This window comes from Streptomyces sp. NPDC008079 (genome assembly GCF_042957385.1).
Lineage (GTDB): Bacteria > Actinomycetota > Actinomycetes > Streptomycetales > Streptomycetaceae > Actinacidiphila.
In genome coordinates, this window is record NZ_JBIBIC010000009.1 from 171,100 (window position 1) to 190,424 (window position 19,325).

At 69.1% G+C, this 19,325-nt stretch carries 18 protein-coding genes; 11 read left to right on the forward strand and 7 right to left on the reverse strand.

Annotated features, from left to right (window positions below):
• Nucleotides 1–180: 180 nt before the first annotated feature.
• Nucleotides 181–570 carry a MerR family transcriptional regulator gene (locus ACFZAM_RS20640; protein ID WP_266608394.1) on the reverse strand — a complete coding sequence of 130 codons (390 nt, stop codon included), beginning with the start codon at nucleotides 568–570 and terminating at the stop codon, nucleotides 181–183.
• Between the two features lie 80 nt (nucleotides 571–650).
• On the opposite strand from ACFZAM_RS20640, the gene ACFZAM_RS20645 reads away from it, so the two are divergent.
• On the forward strand, nucleotides 651–1,841 hold the full coding sequence (locus tag ACFZAM_RS20645) for an MFS transporter (protein WP_391047935.1): 1,191 nt from the start codon (nucleotides 651–653) through the stop codon (nucleotides 1,839–1,841).
• A 108-nt stretch (nucleotides 1,842–1,949) separates the two neighbouring features.
• Nucleotides 1,950–2,150, forward strand: coding sequence for a hypothetical protein (locus ACFZAM_RS20650; protein ID WP_391047938.1), 201 nt, complete (start codon nucleotides 1,950–1,952; stop codon nucleotides 2,148–2,150).
• An 88-nt stretch (nucleotides 2,151–2,238) separates the two neighbouring features.
• Here the strand turns inward: ACFZAM_RS20650 and ACFZAM_RS20655 are convergent, their stop codons facing one another.
• The 4 genes from ACFZAM_RS20655 to ACFZAM_RS20670 form a co-directional block, all read right to left on the reverse strand.
• Nucleotides 2,239–2,592 (reverse strand): anti-sigma factor antagonist, encoded by a 354-nt coding sequence (locus ACFZAM_RS20655; RefSeq protein ID WP_391047940.1) that lies wholly within the window; start codon nucleotides 2,590–2,592, stop codon nucleotides 2,239–2,241.
• Nucleotides 2,589–3,893 (reverse strand): SpoIIE family protein phosphatase, encoded by a 1,305-nt coding sequence (locus ACFZAM_RS20660; RefSeq protein ID WP_391047943.1) that lies wholly within the window; start codon nucleotides 3,891–3,893, stop codon nucleotides 2,589–2,591. The genes ACFZAM_RS20655 and ACFZAM_RS20660 overlap by 4 nt, the downstream gene beginning before the upstream one ends.
• Nucleotides 3,893–4,696: an alpha/beta fold hydrolase gene (locus ACFZAM_RS20665; protein WP_391047946.1), complete on the reverse strand. Its 804-nt coding sequence runs from the start codon at nucleotides 4,694–4,696 to the stop codon at nucleotides 3,893–3,895. Before ACFZAM_RS20665 ends, ACFZAM_RS20660 begins: the two co-directional genes overlap by 1 nt.
• A 279-nt stretch (nucleotides 4,697–4,975) precedes the next feature.
• Nucleotides 4,976–5,668: a PRC-barrel domain-containing protein gene (locus tag ACFZAM_RS20670; protein ID WP_391047949.1), complete on the reverse strand. Its 693-nt coding sequence runs from the start codon at nucleotides 5,666–5,668 to the stop codon at nucleotides 4,976–4,978.
• Between the two features lie 594 nt (nucleotides 5,669–6,262).
• Between ACFZAM_RS20670 and ACFZAM_RS20675 the strand changes: the two genes are divergently transcribed.
• Nucleotides 6,263–6,748, forward strand: a complete 486-nt coding sequence (locus ACFZAM_RS20675) for a hypothetical protein (RefSeq protein WP_391047950.1) — start codon at nucleotides 6,263–6,265, stop codon at nucleotides 6,746–6,748.
• Here the strand turns inward: ACFZAM_RS20675 and ACFZAM_RS20680 are convergent.
• Nucleotides 6,639–7,250 carry a helix-turn-helix domain-containing protein gene (locus tag ACFZAM_RS20680; protein WP_391048223.1) on the reverse strand — a complete coding sequence of 204 codons (612 nt, stop codon included), beginning with the start codon at nucleotides 7,248–7,250 and terminating at the stop codon, nucleotides 6,639–6,641. The two genes, ACFZAM_RS20675 and ACFZAM_RS20680, sit on opposite strands and share 110 nt — an antisense overlap.
• Nucleotides 7,147–7,689, reverse strand: coding sequence for a universal stress protein (locus tag ACFZAM_RS20685; protein WP_391047953.1), 543 nt, complete (start codon nucleotides 7,687–7,689; stop codon nucleotides 7,147–7,149). The genes ACFZAM_RS20680 and ACFZAM_RS20685 overlap by 104 nt, the downstream gene beginning before the upstream one ends.
• Nucleotides 7,690–8,026: 337 nt before the next feature.
• On the opposite strand from ACFZAM_RS20685, the gene ACFZAM_RS20690 reads away from it, so the two are divergent.
• The 8 genes from ACFZAM_RS20690 to uvrA all read left to right on the forward strand — a co-directional run bounded on the left by ACFZAM_RS20690 (nucleotide 8,027) and on the right by uvrA (nucleotide 19,309).
• Nucleotides 8,027–8,884 (forward strand): SPFH domain-containing protein, encoded by an 858-nt coding sequence (locus ACFZAM_RS20690; RefSeq protein ID WP_391047955.1) that lies wholly within the window; start codon nucleotides 8,027–8,029, stop codon nucleotides 8,882–8,884.
• A gap of 94 nt (nucleotides 8,885–8,978) precedes the next feature.
• Nucleotides 8,979–10,466: an amino acid permease gene (locus ACFZAM_RS20695; RefSeq protein WP_391047956.1), complete on the forward strand. Its 1,488-nt coding sequence runs from the start codon at nucleotides 8,979–8,981 to the stop codon at nucleotides 10,464–10,466.
• Nucleotides 10,463–11,782, forward strand: a complete 1,320-nt coding sequence (locus tag ACFZAM_RS20700; protein ID WP_391047958.1) for an arginine deiminase — start codon at nucleotides 10,463–10,465, stop codon at nucleotides 11,780–11,782. Before ACFZAM_RS20695 ends, ACFZAM_RS20700 begins: the two co-directional genes overlap by 4 nt.
• Nucleotides 11,783–11,837: 55 nt before the next feature.
• Complete coding sequence (gene argF / locus ACFZAM_RS20705) at nucleotides 11,838–12,860, forward strand: ornithine carbamoyltransferase (RefSeq protein ID WP_391047961.1); 1,023 nt, start codon at nucleotides 11,838–11,840, stop codon at nucleotides 12,858–12,860.
• A 1-nt stretch (nucleotide 12,861) separates the two neighbouring features.
• Nucleotides 12,862–13,830 (forward strand): carbamate kinase, encoded by a 969-nt coding sequence (locus ACFZAM_RS20710; protein ID WP_391047963.1) that lies wholly within the window; start codon nucleotides 12,862–12,864, stop codon nucleotides 13,828–13,830.
• 125 nt (nucleotides 13,831–13,955) lie between these two features.
• Nucleotides 13,956–14,444, forward strand: a complete 489-nt coding sequence (locus tag ACFZAM_RS20715; RefSeq protein ID WP_391047965.1) for a universal stress protein — start codon at nucleotides 13,956–13,958, stop codon at nucleotides 14,442–14,444.
• 671 nt (nucleotides 14,445–15,115) lie between these two features.
• On the forward strand, nucleotides 15,116–16,630 hold the full coding sequence (locus ACFZAM_RS20720; RefSeq protein WP_391047968.1) for an endo-1,4-beta-xylanase: 1,515 nt from the start codon (nucleotides 15,116–15,118) through the stop codon (nucleotides 16,628–16,630).
• A 210-nt stretch (nucleotides 16,631–16,840) separates the two neighbouring features.
• Nucleotides 16,841–19,309 carry an excinuclease ABC subunit UvrA gene (uvrA, locus tag ACFZAM_RS20725; RefSeq protein ID WP_391047970.1) on the forward strand — a complete coding sequence of 823 codons (2,469 nt, stop codon included), beginning with the start codon at nucleotides 16,841–16,843 and terminating at the stop codon, nucleotides 19,307–19,309.
• Nucleotides 19,310–19,325: the final 16 nt, after the last annotated feature.

Genomic DNA, 19,325 nt, shown 5'->3' on the forward strand with positions numbered 1-19,325 from the left:
GCGGTGGTAATCCAGGCGCAGCGAGGACAAGTAAAGGTGCGGGCACTGCTCGGCATCTGGCGGGAGTCCGTCACCAAGATCCGGGCCATGTGCGGGCCAACTCCGGAGCCCTTTCGACAGGCCGGGCGCCACCTTGGGGACCTCAGCGCCGTCGGGGTACGGCGGTGAGAGTCGATTCGTTCACACGTCGAGTGAAGCAAGTGCCCTGCGAGTGACGTCGGCTGGGGCCGCAGCGATGACGTTGTTGAGCGCGTCCATGGAAGCCTGAAGGTCGCTGATGGCCTGAGCGATGCGGTCGCGTTCCTGGTGGAGGTCGGCGAGCAGGTCCGAGCAGGTGGGGACGAGACGGTCGCCGGTATCCCGCAGGCACGGCAGGACCGCGGTGATCGTGGAGGTGCCCAAGCCGGCGGCCAGCAGGCTGCGGATGCGGCGGACCACGGCGACGTCCTCCTCGACGTATTCCCGGTAGCCGCTGGGGCGACGCTGCGGATGGAGCAGACCCTGCTCCTCGTAGTAGCGCAACAAGTACACGGCCACGTCGGTACGCCGGGACAACTCACCGATACGCACAGGGACCTCCTGACAGTCGCGCGGACATTGTCCGTTCAGGCTTGACTCTCATACCCATGTGAGACTTTAGCGTCTGCGGCATGAAGGTGAACAAGGGTTTCGCGACGCTCGCCGCACTGTGCGTAAGCGTCTTCGTCGTGGGTACCTCGGAGTACCTGATCGCCGGGCTGCTGCCCCAGGTCGGCGAGGATCTGGACGTCTCCGTGGGAACCGCCGGACAGGCAGTGACCGCATACGCGCTCGGAGTCGTGGTCGGAGGGCCGCTCATGGCCCTGCTGACCTCGCGACTGCCGCGCAAGGGCCTCGCCATCGGGCTGATGCTGCTGTTCGCGGCGGGCAGTGCGATGAGCGCGGTGGCGCCGTCGTTCGGCCTGCTCCTGGTGGGCCGCGTGGTGTCCTCGCTGAGTCACGCCGCTTTCCTGGCGCTGGCGCTGGTGACGGCGGTTCGGGTGGTCCCGGCCGAGAAGACGGGCTCGGCCATCGCCACCGTGGCCTCCGGCTTCACCGTGGCCACGCTCCTCGGAGTGCCCCTGGGGGCACTGCTCGGGCAAAGCGCCGGATGGCGGGCTCCATTCGCCGCGCTGACCGTTCTGTCCCTGGTGGGCACCGTGCTCCTGGCCGCCGTACTGCCCCGTCAGGAAGCCCCGTCCACGCGGTTACGTGACGAGATACGCGTGGTGACCCGTCGGCCGGTCATGCTCGCCATCGCCACCACCGCGGTGGGCTTTTCCGGGGTCGCCACACTGTTCACCTACATCGCGCCGCTGCTGACCCGGGTCTCCGGTTTCTCCGCCGACGCGGTCTCCGGCCTGCTGCTCGCCTACGGCGCGGGTAGTTTTCTCGGCAACCTCACCGCCGGAAAGCTGACCGACAAGTCGATGAGCGCCACCGTACGCGGGGTCTTCGGCGGGCTCGCGGCGACGCTCTCGCTCATCCCGTTCGCCGTGGTGTGGCAGCCCACCGCCGTGGCGGCAGTCCTGGTACTCGGTCTGTTCGCCACCGCGACCATCGCCCCGCTACAGGGACTGATCCTGCACCACGCGGGCGCCGCGCCGAGCCTGGCGGTCTCCGTCAACGTGGGCGCCTTCAACCTCGGTGCGGCAGCCGGCTCGGTCATCGGCGGCGCGATCGTCGCCGCCGGTGCTCTGCGGTGGACCGGCCTGGCGGGCGCGGTCCTGAGCCTGATCGGACTGGCCCTGACCTATCTCGTCCTGCCCCGGACACGGACATCGGCGAAGGACGCCGGACACGAAGCCTCGGTCAACGCCTGATTCTCCGTCCCGGCTGCGGTACCCAGGCCGAGCGGGTCTCCCTGCCCGCCCGGCCGCTGGCGGCCGCACCCACCAGACAACGTTCTGATCACCGGCGCGGCCAGCGCCGTGGGCGGCATCGCCTTCCAACTCCCCCGCCGCACCGGGGCCACCGCCAACGCCTACGCCGCACCGATCGGCGAATGGCTCTCCGGCAGTGCCTCTGCCCGGGAACGCGTCATGCGCGGTCTCGACCCCGCCGACCGCGCCACGGTCATCGCCGCGCTGTACGCCTACGCGGCCGCCCTGGAGCAGGCAGGCGGCAAGTAACGGAACGCGCAGCAGCGGGGTTGGCGGAGGCGGCATAGCGCGGCCACCCCAACGCTGACCCCCTTGGCTGACGCTGTCCGGAGCAGGATCAACTGGCGGCGGAGTCGCGGGCGGTGGCCGTCGTGGCGTCCGGGTGGATGGTGAAAACCTGGTCCAGGCCGATGATGCCCAGGATGCGGGCGGTGTTCGCGGGAACCGCGGCGAGGGTCATGTCGCCGCCGTGTTCGATAGCCAGACTCCGAACCGACAGCAGAGCGCTGATCCCGCTGGAGTCGCAGAAGTCCAGGCCGGCCAGGTCAAGGACCAGCAGTTGCCCCGCGGCGACAGCCAGGCCGTCTACGGCCCTGCGCAGTTCGGGTGCCGTCGCGTAGTCGAGGTCACCGGTGATCTCCAGGACGGGACCGGTGGCGGTGGCTCGGGCGGTGATCGTCAGAGGGTTCATGTCAGCTCGTCACTCGCGGTGGTGGGAAGCGGGGCGGGCATGCCGAGGGCGAGCAGGGCGGTGTCGTCGTCGAGCCCGTCGCCGAAGGAGGCGAGCAGCCCGCTCAGGGCGGTGATGAGAGCCTGCGGGCCCGTCGGCGGCTGGGCGGCGATGAAAGCACACAGAGCGTCCTCGCCGTACAGTTCACGGTCCGGCCCGGTGCGGGCCTCGGTCAGGCCGTCGGTGTACAGGAGCAGGGTGTCGCCGGGCAGCAGATCGGCGCGGGCGGCCGTGAACGGGGCCTGCGGCAGGACGCCGACGAGCAGGCCGCCCGGAGTGGGAACGTAGTCGGTGCTGCCGTCCGCGCGCTGGATCACCGCGGAGGGGTGTCCGCCGGAAGCCAGGTGCACGCCGACGTGGCCCTCATCGGTTTCCAGGACTCCGAAGACGGCGGTGCAGTAGCGGCCCTCGCCGCTGGCGTACCGCTCGTGCAGCACCGTGTTCAGGGTGGTGAGGACGGTGACCGGGTCGGCATCGTGCAGGGCGGCGGCGCGCAGGGTGTAGCGGGCCAGTGAGGTGACCGCGGCGGCTTGGGGCCCCTTGCCGCACACGTCCCCGAGGAAGAACGCCCACCGGCCGCAGTCCAGGGGGAACAGGTCGTAGAAGTCTCCGCCCAGCAGATCCGGGGATGCCGTGTGGTAATAGGAACCGGCCTCCAGGCCCGGGATCGTGGGCAGCTGCGAGGGCAGCAGGCTCTGCTGGAGAACGGCGAGCGCCTCCTGGAGCCGGACGCGATCAGCCTCCGCGCGCCGGCGGTCCGCTTCGGCCTGCCGGTGGGCTTCCTCAGCCGCCTCGCGGCCGCGCAGCAACTCCGCCTCGTAGGCGCGGCGGTCGCGGGCGTCGAAAACGGTGGTGCGGATCAGCAGGGGCTCGCCGTCCTCGCTGGTCTTCACCTTCGAGGTGACCAGCACCGGCATCCGCGCCTTTCCGGCGGCCCTGATGTCCAGGGCGATGCCGCTGACCTCGCCCTTCATCTGCAACAGCGGCGCGAAGTGCGTCTCGTGATAGAGCTTGCCCCCCACAGTGAGCAGATCGGTGAACCGCATCCGCCCCACCACCTGCGCACGCTCCATGCCCAGCCAGTCCAGCAGGGTGGTGTTGATCCTCGCGATGGTGCCGTCCATCAGCGTCGACAGATATCCGCACGGGGCCTGCTCGTACAGCTCCTCCGCGCTGTCCTCCAGCAGTGAGGTGAACACCGCGTCCGTGGTGTCCACGTCCTGCTCCTCGCCCGGCTCGGGCGCCTGGTCGGTCCTGCACATCACCGGCTCGTCCCGACGAACTCGATGATCGCGCCCGCGGTGGCCTGCGGCGCGCTCAGCTGCGGGCAGTGACCCGTCGCCTCCAGCGTGACCAGGCGGCTGCCGGGGATCGCCGCGTGGACGTAGGCGCCGACCTCCCGGGGCGCGATCACGTCCTGCCTGCATTCAAGGACCAGCGTCGGCGCCGTGACCGTCTTCAGGTCCTCGCGGCTGTCGGACAGGAACGTCGTGCGGGCGAAGACGCGAGCCATGTCCGGGTCGGTCGCGCAGAACGAGGCGGTCAGCTCCTGGCCGAGTTCCGGGCGGTCCGCGTTGCCCACGATGACCGGGGCCATCGCCGCCGACCAGCCCAGATAGTTCGACTCCAGCGACTCCAGCAGCTCGTCGATGTCCTCGGCGCTGAACCCGCCCCGGTAACCGTCGTCGTCGATGTAGCAGGGCGACGGCGCGACCATCACCAGCCGGGACACACGCCGCGGGGCCTTCGCCGCGGCGAGCACCCCGACCATCGCGCTGACCGAGTGCCCCACGAACGTCACGTCCCGCAGGTCCAGCTCCTCGCAGACTTCCAGTACGTCCCGCGCGTAGCCCTCCAGAGAGCTGTAACGCCGCTCGTCCCAGGCCGACGGGTCCGCCCGGCCGGAACCCACGTAGTCGAAGAGCACCACCCGGTAGCTCTCAGCCAATGCGGGAACCACCGTGCGCCACATGTTCTGGTCACAGCCGAACCCGTGCGCCAGCAGGAGCACCGGCCCGTCTGCACAGCCGGTGACGGTGACGTTGTTCCTGCGACGGATATCCATACCCGCCAGTTTCCCATCCCCCCGCCCCACCCCAGGCAGCGGCCCGAGGCCGTGGCGGACTGCGGCCCGGCTTCCATCACCGCCGTCCGGCGGAGCGCCGTGCGAAGGGGGGCTCCGATCCCGTTCCGCCCGGATCGGCCGCTCTGCTGTTCCCTGGCCGTCAGGGGCGAGAGCAGCCATTGGCCCGCGTCAACGCCTGAGGGCACCGCAGGAGCCGAGACGTCGACACAGGGTCGCGGCTCGTGCCGTGCCGGTCAGCGGAGGCTTAACCCCTGCGGCTCAGACAGGATTTCCGTCGGCGACGCTCGGTGTGCGGTCATGGGCGAGGTCGACCGGCGGCAGGTCGCGTACCTCGTCCTTGGTCAAGCTGAGCCGGACGTCGCCGGTGACGCTGACGACCGCGTCGATGGGGATCGCGACGCGTCGCTTTCCCCACAAGTGGCCCTCGTCCAGCAGCACATGGCTGACGTGGTAGTCACCGGTGTCCACGGCCAGGCCCTGGACCCGGCCGATCTCACCGTCGGTCGCGTGCACGGCGTCACCCCGGCGGATCTCCACCTCGCCGGTGGGAATACGGTCCCGCGTGATGAGGCGCGGCCCCGGAACCGGGAGAACCGGCCTCATGGCGACCGCGCCTGTTCCCATACCGAGTCCGTAGTAGGGGAGAGCGAAAATCTCGCCGCCCGCATAGCCCCACTCATTGTCCGGTGCGGGCACAAAATGCTTCTCGTCGGCGCTCGACAGAGCCTCGAACTCGGCCGTGGTGCAGTGCAGTGCGATCCGTGCGGCGGACCGGTCGATCAGACCGACAGGTACGAGGCGGCCGGCCGCGTGGTGGTACTTGGGCTCGATCACCAGGTGAGTGAGGGTCCTGGCGACCGGGTCGACGACCACCCGGCGCAGAACCCCGAAGGCGCCGTCCTCGTCGGAGACTTCTGCGCCGATGGTGAAGGGCCTCGTCGTGAGTGTCATGGCTTTTCCTCGTTCCGCATCGTGTGCGGACGCCCAGTGAGATCAGTGCGGGCGCCGGGGCGGTCGGTTGCGTACGTCGTACGTCCGGCCCCGCTGCGCAGTCTGTCCCGCGCACCCGCGGTCCGCGCAGATGCCGAACGGCCCTTCCAGGGGCCGAAGGGCCCTGCTCGGCAGTTCCCGTCGATCCACCGTCGCGGATGGATGCGTCCGATGGGATTATCACCTCGGGCCATGGTCGACGTGGTCGAACGCCGCTACAGTTGCCGTGACGTCCGTGACCCCGGCGGCATACCGCACAGTCGATACGGACGTACCTGAGGCGAGTGAGACGATGATCCATCGCCCGACCATCCGAGTGCTTCCGAGCGAGCTTCCGGACCGGCCCTGTCGCCTCCGGACTGCGCTGTTGGCGTGGTTGCCTCCACTCGCGTAACCGGGCCGCATGCCTCGCCACAGGCTCCGCACCAGTGCCCGGGCACCGCGTGACCGGAGCGCGGCACCGCGCGGCATTCCTTCCACAGGTTCGCTCAACTCGTGCTCAATTCAGCGCCCGCGCCCGGTGATCGGGACCCGCGCTTCGAAAAGAGGTCCGCAGTGACTCTGCGCAGAACGAAGCCGGCCGCCGCTTCCACCCGGAACCGCGATACCGAGCGACTCCTCGCCCGCCGACGCTCGATCATCGTCTGGTGCGACCGCCACCTGATCGCCATCCACGCCCTGTCAGCCCTGATGACGGACGATCCGGTCGTGGTCGAAGCCGCCATGGCCGAAGTGCTCGCCGCACCGGACTCCGTCATCACAACGCATCGGACGCGCTCTTCACCTGTCCCACCTCACGTCCCCCACATAAGGGACCGGTGCCCCGAGACGGCGTCAGTCGCGCTCGACCGGGTGGAGCTGGCGCTGATGCTGATCGGTGACCAGAGCTGCGCCGACGCCTCGCAGCGGCTCGGAGTCTCCGAACGCTCCGTCAGCGTCCGCCTGAACGCGGGGTTGTCGGCCCTGTTCGCCCCGTGCGACGGCGATTCGGTCCGCTCCGTACTCCATGGTCTCCCGACCGTCCCCGTCCGCCGCGATTGACCCTGTCCGGCGTTGAGGTCGCAAGCGGACGAACCGGTCCCCCGACGGCGCGTCTCACCGCGGTTTTCCTGACGGCCCCGCCGCGGCGGGATTCTGCCGCACGGCGATCCTGCGACCGGTGACCCGCCTCGGCACGATGGTGATCCGCCTCGAATGCGGTATCCGTGCCCGCCGCCTGTGCGGGCAGCGCGTCCGGTGCGGTTCTGAACGACACATTGCCCTGCGCAACCAGCTCCGCGACCGTCGTCTCCAGCGCGTTCGCCAACCGCAGCAGGAACGTGACGCCGAGCACAGTGGCCTCCTCCTCCACAAACTGGAGGTAGCCACCCGCGGAACCAGCCCGTCCGGCGACCTCCTCGCGACTCAGCCCCAACTGCTCGCGCCGCGGTCGCAGGAGGTCAGCCGGCCAAGGCCGTCGCCACGGGGGCCACGGGGGCCACGGGCGGGAGTTCGCTGTGCCGGGCTGTGGCGCGGAGCTCCGGAACCGTAACGACGGGGCAATGGGATTCCCTGACGCACGCGCGGGTCACCGGCCCGAGTTCGGTCGGCGAGCCGTCCCTGTACAGGCTCTGCCCGAGCGTCAGAAGCAGAGCGTCGTCGCTGCAGCGCAGGAGTACCGCGACCGGCGGCCCCTCGGCCAGCACCGCCCGCACGTCGGCGCCCGGATGGGCCATCCGGACTGCGGCCACCGCGACTTGGACCAGCCTCTGCCCGGACTCCCGGTCCTCGGCCGGTGTACGGCGCTCCGCCACGGTGGCATACGGCGCACGCCGACGTACCGACGGCTCCCAGGCGTGCACCGTCACCAGGGGCACCTTGCGTGCCTCCGCTTCCGCCACGGCCCATCGCAAGGCAGCAAGGGACGCACGGGAACCGTTCACCCCGACGACGATCGGCCGCGCTCCGGAAAATTCCCTCAGGTTGGTCTCTTGGATTCTCATAACTCCACGATGGTGCGGCACCGGTACGGCGGCCAAGGGCCGACCGGCTCTCCGAAATGGATTCGCGGCCAGTCCTCAGGAGAATCCGGTGGACGCAGGGGGCCGCTGAGCCGGAGAGGAGGGACCACCCGGCCCTACCGACGACGATCTGGCGCGGCGACGATGCGGATATGAACTGCAGGACGGCACAGACGAGTTGGAGGAACGGGAGCGTCTGAGGGCTGCTGATATGACCTCCGCCGGTCACATCCTCTCCGCCCGTCACGCACTGCCCGCGGTCCTGCCGGTCGGTATGTCCTGGACCAGGAATCCGCCATCCTTTCTGAGGAGCAACGCAATGGCACTTCTGATTTTCCTTCTCGTCATCGTGGTCATCCTGGCCATCGTGGCCATCGCCATGGCGGTCAAGGTGATCAAGCAGTACGAGCAGGGAGTTCTGTTCCGGTTCGGGCGGCTGGTAGGTGCTCGTCCGCCGGGGCTGCGGTTCATCGTTCCGTTCGTCGACGTCCTGCACCGGGTGTCGCTGCGGACGGTCACCATGCCCATCCAGTCCCAGGGCATCATCACCCGGGACAATGTGAGCGTCGATGTGTCGGCCGTCGCCTATTTCCGAGTGGCGGACGCCGTGAAATCGGTGATCGCGATAGAGAACGTGAACACGGCGATCAATCAGATAGCGCAGACGACCCTGCGCAAGGTCGTCGGCCAGAACACCCTCGACCAGACGCTGTCGGAAACTGACCGGATCAATCTGGACATCCGCGAGATCCTCGACGTGACGACCACCGAATGGGGCGTCGAGGTCACCCTGGTCGAACTCAAGGACATCCAACTGCCCGACAGCATGAAGCGCGCGATGGCCCGCCAGGCGGAAGCCGAGCGGGAGAAGCGAGCGAAGATCATCAACGCCGAAGGCGAATCGATGGCCGCCGCCGCGCTCGGCGACGCCTCGGACATCATGATGGACCACCCGCTGGCGCTCCAGCTCCGCAACTTGCAGAGCCTGGTCGAGATAGGCGTCGACAAGAACACGACCGTGGTCTTCCCCGCCCCCCTCATGAGCACCATCGGCGAGCTCGGATCCTTCCTCGCCCGTGAGAAGGCAGCCGCCGCGGCCCCCGTACCGCCGACCGGCATGGTGAAGACCGTCCCCGTCCCCGTACTGAACGGCTCCAACGCCAACGCATCGGTGTGATCGACCGGTAGCGGCAGCCCGACGTGGACCGCCGGACTGCCGCTGCCGAGCCCCCAGCGTGGGCCGTCGTGAACAGAGGCGAGGAGGAACTCAGTTGAGTACGCAGGTGCACGATGAGGCGTCCGGAGAAACCTCGCACCCGACGAGTACGCAGAAGACGGCGAAGAAGCGGCAGTTCGGACTGCCGACGGCCACCGCACTGGTCATCGGATCGGTGATCGGCACGGGAGTCTTCGCGCTGCCGAGTGCCTTGGCGCCGTACGGCCCGATCAGTCTGGTCGCGTTCGTCCTGGTCACCGTAGGCGCTCTGGCGCTGGCGTTCACCTTCGGGTCGCTGTCGAAGAGAGTGCCGGGTTCCGGCGGCCCGTATGTCTACGCCAGAGACGCCTTCGGGGACTTCGGCGGCTTCCTCAACGCGTGGTCCTACTGGATCACCGCCTGGGCCGGCAACGCCGCGATCGTCGTCGCGTGGGTCGGATACGTCGAGGTCTTCTGGAACACCGGGCACGCCAAGCTCTGGTCCGTCGTGATCGCCATGGCGGGTCTGTGGATACCCGCGGTCATCAATCTCTCCGGGGTGCGGAACATCGCCATCACGCAGAACGTCACGACCGTGCTCAAATTCATTCCCTTGCTGTTCATGGCCACCGTCGGGCTGCTGTTCATCAAGGCCCACAACTTCGGGCCGCTCAACCCCACCGGCACCTCGGCGACCGCGGCGATCTCGGCCGCCGCGGCCATCGCGCTGTTCAGCTACATCGGCATCGAGACCGCCTCGGTGGTGGCCGGCCGCGTACGTGACCCTCGGCGCAATGTCGGACGGGCCACGGTGCTGGGCACCATCGGCTGCGCCGTGGTGTACATCCTGGGCACGGTCACCGTGTTCGGCACGGTCTCCAACGCCGCCCTGCAGAAGTCCACAGCACCGTTCACCGACTCGGCCGACGCCATCTTCGGCGGCCGTTGGGCCGGCCAGACCGTCGCCGTCGCGGCGATCGTCTCCGGCCTGGGCGCTCTGATCGGCTGGACCCTGGTCGTCGGCGAAATGCCCATGGCAGCCGCGAAGGACCGCCTGTTCCCGGCGGTGTTCGCCCGCGGCCGACGCGGCATACCCGCGTTCGGCATCATCAGCTCGACCTTCCTCGCCTCGGTCCTGACCGTGGTCAGCTACACGCGCTTCGAGAAGGTCTTCACCACGCTCGTCCTGCTCTCCGTGGTCACCGCCGTCATCCCCTATCTGTTCAGCGCGGCCGCGCAGTTGTACTGGCTCCTCACGCGCGGCCGGCAGACCCACTGGCAGCACCTGGTCCGCGACTGCGGAGTCTCCGCGGTCGCCCTCGTCTTCTCCTTCTGGTCGCTGGCCGGCAGCGGGTACCAGGCCGTCTACTACGGCCTGTTCTGCGTCCTGCTGGGTCTGCCCGTCTACATCTGGCTGAAGTCGGGGCGGGGCGAGTACGGCGAGAGCCTCGTCGTGCCCTTCGACAGCGCCGCCCTTCCCGAGGTCCCTGAGACCCCGGTGGGCAGTCGGCTCACCCCGGCACCCGCCACCCGCACCACCGACACCGGGGAGATCCCGTCATGACGCGACCGACACAAGCTGTTCCCGCCGCCGAGCGCCCCGCCGACCGAGCCGCCGGGCAGACCAGGTCGACCCGCACGCCGGGAGTCCACTCCGAAGTCGGCCAACTGCGTGAAGCCGTTGTCCACCGTCCCGGGCTGGAACTCAGCCGCCTGACTCCCGGCAACTGCGACCAACTGCTCTTCGACGACGTGCTGTGGGCTGCCAGAGCCCGCGAAGAACACGACGCGTTCACCCAGGCCCTCCGCGACCGCTTCGTCACCGTGCACCATTTCGACGTACTGCTCGCCGAAACACTGGCCCTCCCCGAGGCCCGGGCGTTCGTGCTGGACCGCGTCTGCACGGCCGAGCAGGTCGGACCCACCCTGGCAGCCCCGTTGCGGGCGCTCGCCGACGACACCGACGCCGCGACACTGGCCGAGCTGCTCATCGGGGGCGTCACTCGCACGGACCTGTCACCGCTGCGGGTACGCAGCCTGCGCTGGCAGACCCTGGACCCCGACGACTTCGTACTGGCGCCCTTGCCCAACACGCTCTTCCAACGCGACAACTCCGCCTGGATATACGGCGGCGTCACCATCAACCCGATGGCCAAGTCCGCCCGGCAGCGCGAATCGCTGCACAGCAGGGCTGTGTACGACTTCCATCCGCTCTTCGCCGACCGCACGTTTCCCCGCTACTACGGAGACGACGACAGCAATCACCAGCCGGCCACCTTGGAAGGCGGTGACATCCACGTCCTGGGGCGAGGCGCCGTCCTGATCGGAATGGGAGAGCGCTCCACCCCCATGGGCGTGGAAATCCTGGCCCGAGAGCTCTTCCGGACCGGTCAGGCCACCACCGTCATCGCCGTGCAGCTCCCGAAGTCCCACGCGTTCATGCACCTGGACACCGTCCTGACCATGATCGACACGGACACCTTCGTCCGCTACCCCAACCTCGACCCGAAGGACATGCGCACCTGGGTGATCGAGCCGGCCGACCCGCACGAGGTCGTCGAGCACGACACCGCGGCGCTGCACGTGGAGCAGCGCGACGACCTCTTCGCCACCATCGCCGACGCCTTGGGCATCGAGAAACTACGCGTCCTGTCCGCCGAGGAGGACGCGCGAGCCGCCGAGCGCGAGCAGTGGGACGACGCCAACAATTTCCTCACCATCGCCCCCGGCATCGTCGTCGGCTACGAACGCAACACCGTCACCAACAGCATGCTGCGCGACAACGGCATCGAGGTCATCAGCATCCCCGGCAGCGAGCTGGGCCGAGGCCGCGGCGGAGCCCGGTGCATGACCTGTCCCACTCAGCGCGACGGCATCTGAACCGCCTCCGCCCCGCCCGCACGCCGCCGTACCGCTCAGAAACGAGGTCCGCCCCATGACGACGACCACCGCCCCGACCACCGCCTTTCGGCATCCCGGTTCGCTCCTGAAGGAGACCGACCTCGACAAGCAGCAGTTCCTCGCGCTGATCACGCGCGCGGCGCAGCTCAAGCGCGACAGGGCCGGCGGCACCGAACGGCCCGCGCTGGCAGGCCGGAACATCGCGCTGGTCTTTGAGAAGAGCTCCACCCGCACCCGCTGCGCATTCGAGGTCGCCGCACACCAGCAAGGCGCCCATGTCACCTACCTCGGGCCCGAGGGCTCCCACATCGGTCGTGAGGAGTCGGTACGCGACACGGCGCGGGTGCTGGGCCGGATGTTCGACGGCATAGAGTTCCGCGGTTTCGCCCAGGACACCGTGGAGCAGCTCGCCGACCATGCCGGCGTCCCCGTATGGAACGGGCTCACCGACTCCTGGCACCCGACCCAGACGCTGGCCGACGTGCTCACCATGACCGAGCACCACCCCGGCCCCATGTGGCAGATCGCGTACTGCTTCCTCGGGGACGGCCGCAACAACGTCGCCCGTTCGCTTCTCGTCACCGGCGCCCTGCTGGGCATGGATGTGCGGATCGCGGCGCCGCGCGAACTGTGGCCCCCCGACGACGTCATCGCCACCGCCCGGAACCTCGCCACGAACAGTGGCGCGCGCGTCCTGGTGACCGAGGACGTCGAGCAGGCCACAGCGGGCGCCGACTTCGTCTACACCGATGTGTGGGTCAGCATGGGCGAGTCCGACGAGCAGTGGAAGACGCGCATTCCGCTGCTCCTGCCGTACCGCGTCACCGAGAAGGTCGTGCTCGGCTCCGGCAAGCCCGACACCAAGTTCCTGCACTGCCTGCCCTCGGTCCACGACAGCAGCACACCACTCGGTCAGCGCCTCAACGACCAGTACGGGCTCACCGGCGCCGAGGTCACCGACGAGGTCTTCGAATCCGCTCGATCGATCGTCTTCGACCAGGCGGAGAACCGCCTGCACACCATCAAGGCCGTCCTCGTCGCCGCGCTGGGTGACTGAGGTGCGCATCGTCGTCGCCCTCGGCGGCAACGCGCTCCTGCGTCGTGGCGAGAAGCCCGATGCCGCGCTCCAGATCGGTCACATCCGCGCCGCGGCTGAGGCCCTCGCCCCGCTCGCCGCCGAGAACGAACTGGTCATCTGCCACGGAAACGGACCGCAGGTCGGCATGCTCGCGCTCGAAAGCGAGAGCGACACCTCGTTGACGCGCCCCTACCCGCTGGACGTACTCGTCGCCCAGACCCAGGGAATGATCGGCTACTGGCTGGTCCAGGAACTGCGCAACGCCGGGGTGACCAAGCCGATCCTCAGCATCGTGACCCAAACGGTCGTGGACGCGGAGGACCCGGCCTTCGCCAGACCGACGAAGTTCGTCGGACCGGTCTACGACCAGCCGCAGGCCCGCCTGCTCGCCGAACTCCACGGCTGGGACATCGCCCCCGACGGCGGACGCTGGCGACGCGTCGTGTCCTCGCCCCACCCGCAGCGCGTCCTCGAACAGGGCACCATCACCCACTTGCTCAGGCAGCAGTCCGTGATCATCTGCGGTGGCGGCGGCGGAGTACCGGTCACCGAAGACGACGCCGGACGGATCCACGGCGTGGAGGCCGTCGTCGACAAGGACTTCACCGCGGCGCTGATCGCCATCAAGGTGAACGCCGACCGGCTGCTCGTCCTCACGGACGTGCCGGGCGTGATGGAACACTTCGGCACACCCCAGGCGATGCTGCGCAGGCGGATCAATGTGGACGACATGAGCCGGATATCCGTCCCTGACGGCTCCATGGGCCCCAAACTCACCGCCTGCGCCCGATTCGTCACCGCGACCGGCCGGAAAGCGGCCATCGGCTCGCTGTCCCAGGCCGCCGCGGTCCTGAACGGCAGCGCCGGGACCACCATCGCCGAACACCGGCTCGGACAAGTGGACGCGCATTCCCGAAACGGTGGCCGCCGCGCCTCGGTGGACGGGTGACTCGAAGGAAGAGCGGACGGTCGGCTGAGACCGAACAAAGGGCATGACCCGCACAATTCGAGCTTGAGGTCCGAGCTTGAGACCCGAGCTTGAGATCCGAACGCAAACGATCAGCAGGAGTTCCGATGAAAGATCTGCCCGTGGACCAGACCGACCGGATCGTCGTGGGAGTGGACGCCTCCCCCGGGTCCGAGGCCGCGCTGCACTGGGCGATGGAGTACGCCCGACAGGTGGGGGCGTCGCTCTCGGCGGTCGCCGCATGGCAATACCCCAGCATGTACGGATACTCCTGGGGCTACCTGCCGTCCATGCCCGACGGCGGAAACTTCGCCATTTCGGCCGAGAAATGCCTGGAAGAAACCGTCGCGCGCGTCGTGAAGAACCAGAACGGCAGCATGGTCCAGGTGGCAACCCACTCGGTGGAGGGGCACCCGGCACAAATCCTCACTGACGCCGCACGCGACGCCCGGCTGCTGGTGGTGGGAACCCGGGGACACGGCACCTTCGCCGGCGTCCTGCTCGGTTCCGTCAGCCAGCACTGCGTCCAACACGCGTCCTGCCCCGTCGTAGTCGTTCCGCAGCCGGTCGCGACCAGCGACCCGGCCGACGAATGACCTCGCAGGAAGCAGGTGATCCCACCTCGATCAACCGCGCCCGCACGCCGCAGAACCGGCACCAGCTTCCCGAACTGGCGCGGGCTCAGCCCCGGTGACCGGGACTATCCAGGACGGCTCGCCGATCTGCGTTGGTTCGCCCGAACAGGGCGGGGCCTGCAGATGTCAGACCCGCGGACGTACGCGGCGCAGCTCGCCTCGATCACGAAAGCATGGGCTTGGGAAAACGACGTTGCTGAAGCCCAGGCCCGGAGGATGCCCGAGCCCCAACTCCTGTCTGCCGGAGGCGGGGGGCGGCAGCGCCGCAGGAGCTTCACCGGCCTCGACGTGTACGGGCTGCCGCCTGCGGTGCGGCTGCTCGTTGCCGTACGCACCCGGCCTGGTGGGACCGGAACATCTGGCGCGGCTGCGCGAGCGCGGCGAGGTGACCCATGGGATCGAAACTTTCGGTGCCTCGGACGTGCTCAGAAGCCGTGCAGCAATCACCCCGACCAGCCATAGTTTCCGAAACTTCTCCGAAAGTGTTGACACGTTTCGCGGGCGTTTCCACACTGAGTCCCCGAGGCGACGGCCCTGCCGACTCGGTGGAGCCGGAACGGTCGACGCCTACGAATCCGCGGGCGTGTCCCGTGTCCCCCCACGTTCTGTGAATCGGTTACGGAGGCTCTGCGATGAGCACAAAGGCCATACCCCCACCCCCGCCCGGGACCGGACGACGGCTCAGCCGTGTCCACCGGGCCGTCGTCGCCGTCGCGACCGGCTCGGTCGTGGCGGCCACGGCGGTCCTGGTGGCGGCGGCTCCCTCGGGCGCCGCCGCGACGTCCCTCGGCGCGGCAGCCGCGCAGAGCGGGCGGTACTTCGGCACCGCCATCTCCTCGGGCAAGCTCGGCGACTCGGCCTACACGACGATCGCCGACCGCGAGTTCAACATGGTGACGGCCGAGAACGAGATGAAGATCGACGCCACCGAGCCCCAGCAGGGCCAGTTCAACTTCAACGGCGGCGATCAGGTCTACAACTGGGCCGTACAACACGGCAAGCAGGTACGCGGCCACACCTTGGCCTGGCACAGCCAGCAGCCGGGCTGGATGCAGTCCCTCAGCGGCAGCGCGCTGCGCCAGGCGATGATCAACCACATCAACGGCGTGGTAGGTCACTACAAGGGCAAGCTCGCGCAGTGGGACGTGGTGAACGAGGCGTTCGCCGACGGCGGTTCCGGTGGACGACGCGACTCCAACCTCCAGCGCACCGGCAACGACTGGATCGAGGTCGCCTTCCGGACGGCGCGGGCGGCCGATCCGAACGTGAAGCTCTGTTACAACGACTACAACATCGAGAACTGGAACGACGCCAAGACACAGGGCGTCTACAACATGGTCAAGGACTTCAAGGCCCGCGGCGTTCCGATCGACTGCGTCGGCTTCCAGTCCCACTTCAACAGCGGCAGCCCGTACAACAGCAACTTCCGTACCACGCTCCAGAGCTTCGCCGCTCTCGGCGTCGACGTGGCCATCACCGAGCTGGACGTCCAGGGCGCGTCGCCGACCACGTACGCCAACATCACCAACGACTGCCTGGCGGTCTCGCGTTGCCTCGGCATGACGGTATGGGGCGTCCGGGACAGCGACTCGTGGCGCAGCCAGGACACGCCGTTGCTGTTCGACAGCAGCGGCAACAAGAAGGCCGCGTACACAGCCGTCCTGAACGCTCTCAACGCGGCCGGAGGTGGCACGACCACGCCTCCCACCACACCTCCGACCACGCCCCCGACCACTCCTCCCACGACCCCGCCGGGCGGCGGAAGCAACGGTCAGATCAAGGGGACGGGTTCGGGGCGGTGCCTGGACGTGCCCAACTCCACGACGACCGACGGCACGCAGGTCCAGTTGTGGGACTGCTCCGGCGGCAGCAACCAGAAGTGGACCTTGACGTCGGACGGCGAACTCAAATCCCTCGGCAAGTGCCTGGACGCGGCCGGCACCAGCAACGGCGTCAAGGCGCAGATCTACTCCTGCTGGGGCGGCGCCAACCAGAAGTGGCGCCTGAACTCCGACGGCTCCATCGCCAGCACCCAGTCGGGACTCTGCCTGGACGCGGTCGGCACCGGGACCGCCAACGGCACCCAGATCCAGATGTACTCCTGCTCCGGCGGCAGCAACCAGAAATGGACATGGGCCGGCAACTGATCGCGCCCCGCTTCATCCGATGAGGTGAGGGACGTCTTCCGGTGCCATGGGGCCGCGCCGGAAGACGTCCCGTCGCGTGGACGGACGGGGGCCCGCGCGGCGCCCGGAGCACGGTCGCCGAAGGGGCCATTCGTGATCCGCCGGACAGAACCTAGGCCCGGTGGCGGCGCCTGTCGCGCGAATGCGGGCGCGATCGGGTAGTCAGGAACAGTGGACAAGGACGCGACCGACCCCTTCGTGCATGTCCGGGGCGCCAGTGAGAACAATCTGCGGAACATCGATGTCGACGTTCCGCGGGACGCGATGGTCGCCTTCACCGGCGTCTCCGGTTCGGGCAAGTCCTCGCTCGCGTTCGGCACCCTCTACGCGGAGGCCCAGCGACGCTACTTCGAGTCCGTGGCACCGTACGCCCGAAGGCTGTTGCAACAGGTCGGCGCTCCGCATGTGCGGGAAATCACCGGACTGCCACCGGCCGTCGCCCTGCAGCAGCGACGCGGCTCCCCCAGCTCGCGCTCGACGGTCGGCACCATCACGACGCTGTCCAATCTGCTGCGCATGCTGTACTCCCGCGCCGGCACCTACCCGCCGGGGGCCGCGCGGCTGGAGGCCGAGTCCTTCTCACCCAACACCGCGGCAGGCGCCTGCCCGCAGTGCCACGGACTGGGCGTCGTGCACGACGTCGCCGAGGACCTGCTGGTCCCGGACCCCTCGCTGAGCATCCGCGAGGGGGCGATCGCCGCCTGGCCGGGCGCCTGGCAGGGCGCCAACCTGCGCAGTGTCGTGAGCGGCCTGGGGATCGACATCGACCGGCCCTGGCGCAGGCTCAGGAAGAAGGACCGGGACTGGCTGCTGTACACGGACGAGCAGCCCTCCGTGTACATCCAGCCGCAGGAGGACCGCGTCGACTACGGCTATCAGGGCACGTTCTGGAGCGCGCGCAAGCACGTCATGCACGTCCTCGCCGACTCCAAGAGCGACAAGATGCGCGAACGGGCGCTCCGGTTCGTCAGGAGTGTGCCCTGCCCCGAGTGCCACGGCAGCGGACTGCGGCCCGAGGCAATCGCGGTGACCTTCGCCGGATGTTCCATCGCAGAGATCAACGCGATGCCGCTCACCGAGGTCGTGGCGCTGCTGCGGCCCGTCGTGGGGCGGTCCGAGGCCGACGCCACCACGTCGACCGCCCGGTCCGGGGAGACGACCGAGGCCGCGGTCCGGATCTGCGGCGATCTCGTCGCGCGGATCGACGTACTGCTCGACCTGGGCCTGGGATATCTCAGCCTCGGGCGCCGCTCGACGACCCTGTCGCCCGGCGAGGCGCAGCGCCTGCGGATCGCCACCCAACTGCGCTCGGGGCTGTTCGGCGTCGTCTACGTCCTCGACGAACCCTCCGCCGGGCTGCACCCGGCCGACGCGGAACCGCTGCTGGACGTGCTGGACCGTCTCAAGGCGGCGGGCAATTCGCTGTTCGTCGTGGAGCACGACATGGACGTCGTGCGGCGGGCGGACTGGGTGGTGGACATCGGCCCCGGCGCGGGTGAGGGCGGCGGACGCGTGCTGTACAGCGGCCCGGTCGCCGGTCTTGAGCGGGTCGCGGAGTCGGCCACGAGCCAGTACCTGTTCGGGCGCGCCCAGCCGCTCGAACACCGCCCGCGCACACCGCACGGCTGGCTGCGTCTGAGCGGCGTCTCACGCCACAATCTGCGCGATGTGTCGGTCGACGTGCCGCTGTGCGTGCTGACGGCGGTGACGGGTGTGTCCGGTTCCGGGAAGTCGACGCTGGTGACGCAGGTGCTCGCCGAGGTCGTCCGCGGCCACCTCGGGCTCGTACCCGAGGAGCCCGACGAGGCGGAGCTGGAGGTCGACGTCCAGGACGCGTCGGGGGTCGAGTCGTTCGACCGGCTGGTCCGGGTCGACCAGCGGCCCATCGGCCGGACTCCCCGGTCCAACCTGGCCACGTACACGGGGATGTTCGACGCGGTGCGCAGGCTGTACGCGGGGACGGAGGAGGCCAGGGCGCGCGGCTACTCGGCCGGGCGGTTCTCCTTCAACGTGCCCGAAGGGCGGTGCGAGACGTGCCAGGGCGAGGGATTCGTCGCGGTGGAGCTGCTGTTCCTGCCCGGCACCTACGCGCCGTGCCCGACCTGCCGGGGCGCCCGCTACAACGCCGAGACGCTGGAAGTCACCTACCGCGGCAAGAACATCGCGCAAGTGCTGGGAATGTCCGTCGACGACGCCGCCGGGTTCCTGTCCGCCGTCCCGGCCGCCTCCCGCAGTCTGGAGACGTTGCGCGAGGTGGGACTCGGGTACCTGCGGCTGGGGCAGCCCGCGACGGAACTCAGCGGTGGCGAGGCGCAACGCATCAAACTGGCCACCGAATTGCAGCGGGCCCGCCGCGGGCACGCGCTCTACCTGCTCGACGAGCCGACGGCGGGGCTGCACCCCTCGGACATCGCGCTGCTGCTACGACAGCTGCACCGGCTCGTGGACGCCGGCAACACGGTCGTCCTCGTCGAGCACGACCTCGACACGATCGCCACCGCCGACTGGGTCATCGACCTCGGACCGGGCGGCGGCGACGCGGGCGGGCGGGTGGTCGCGGCGGGCCCGCCGGACAAGGTGGCGAAGGCCCGCCGCAGCGCCACCGCGCCCTACCTCGCGGCCCGGCTCGCGCGCTCCTGACGACGGAGCGAAGCGC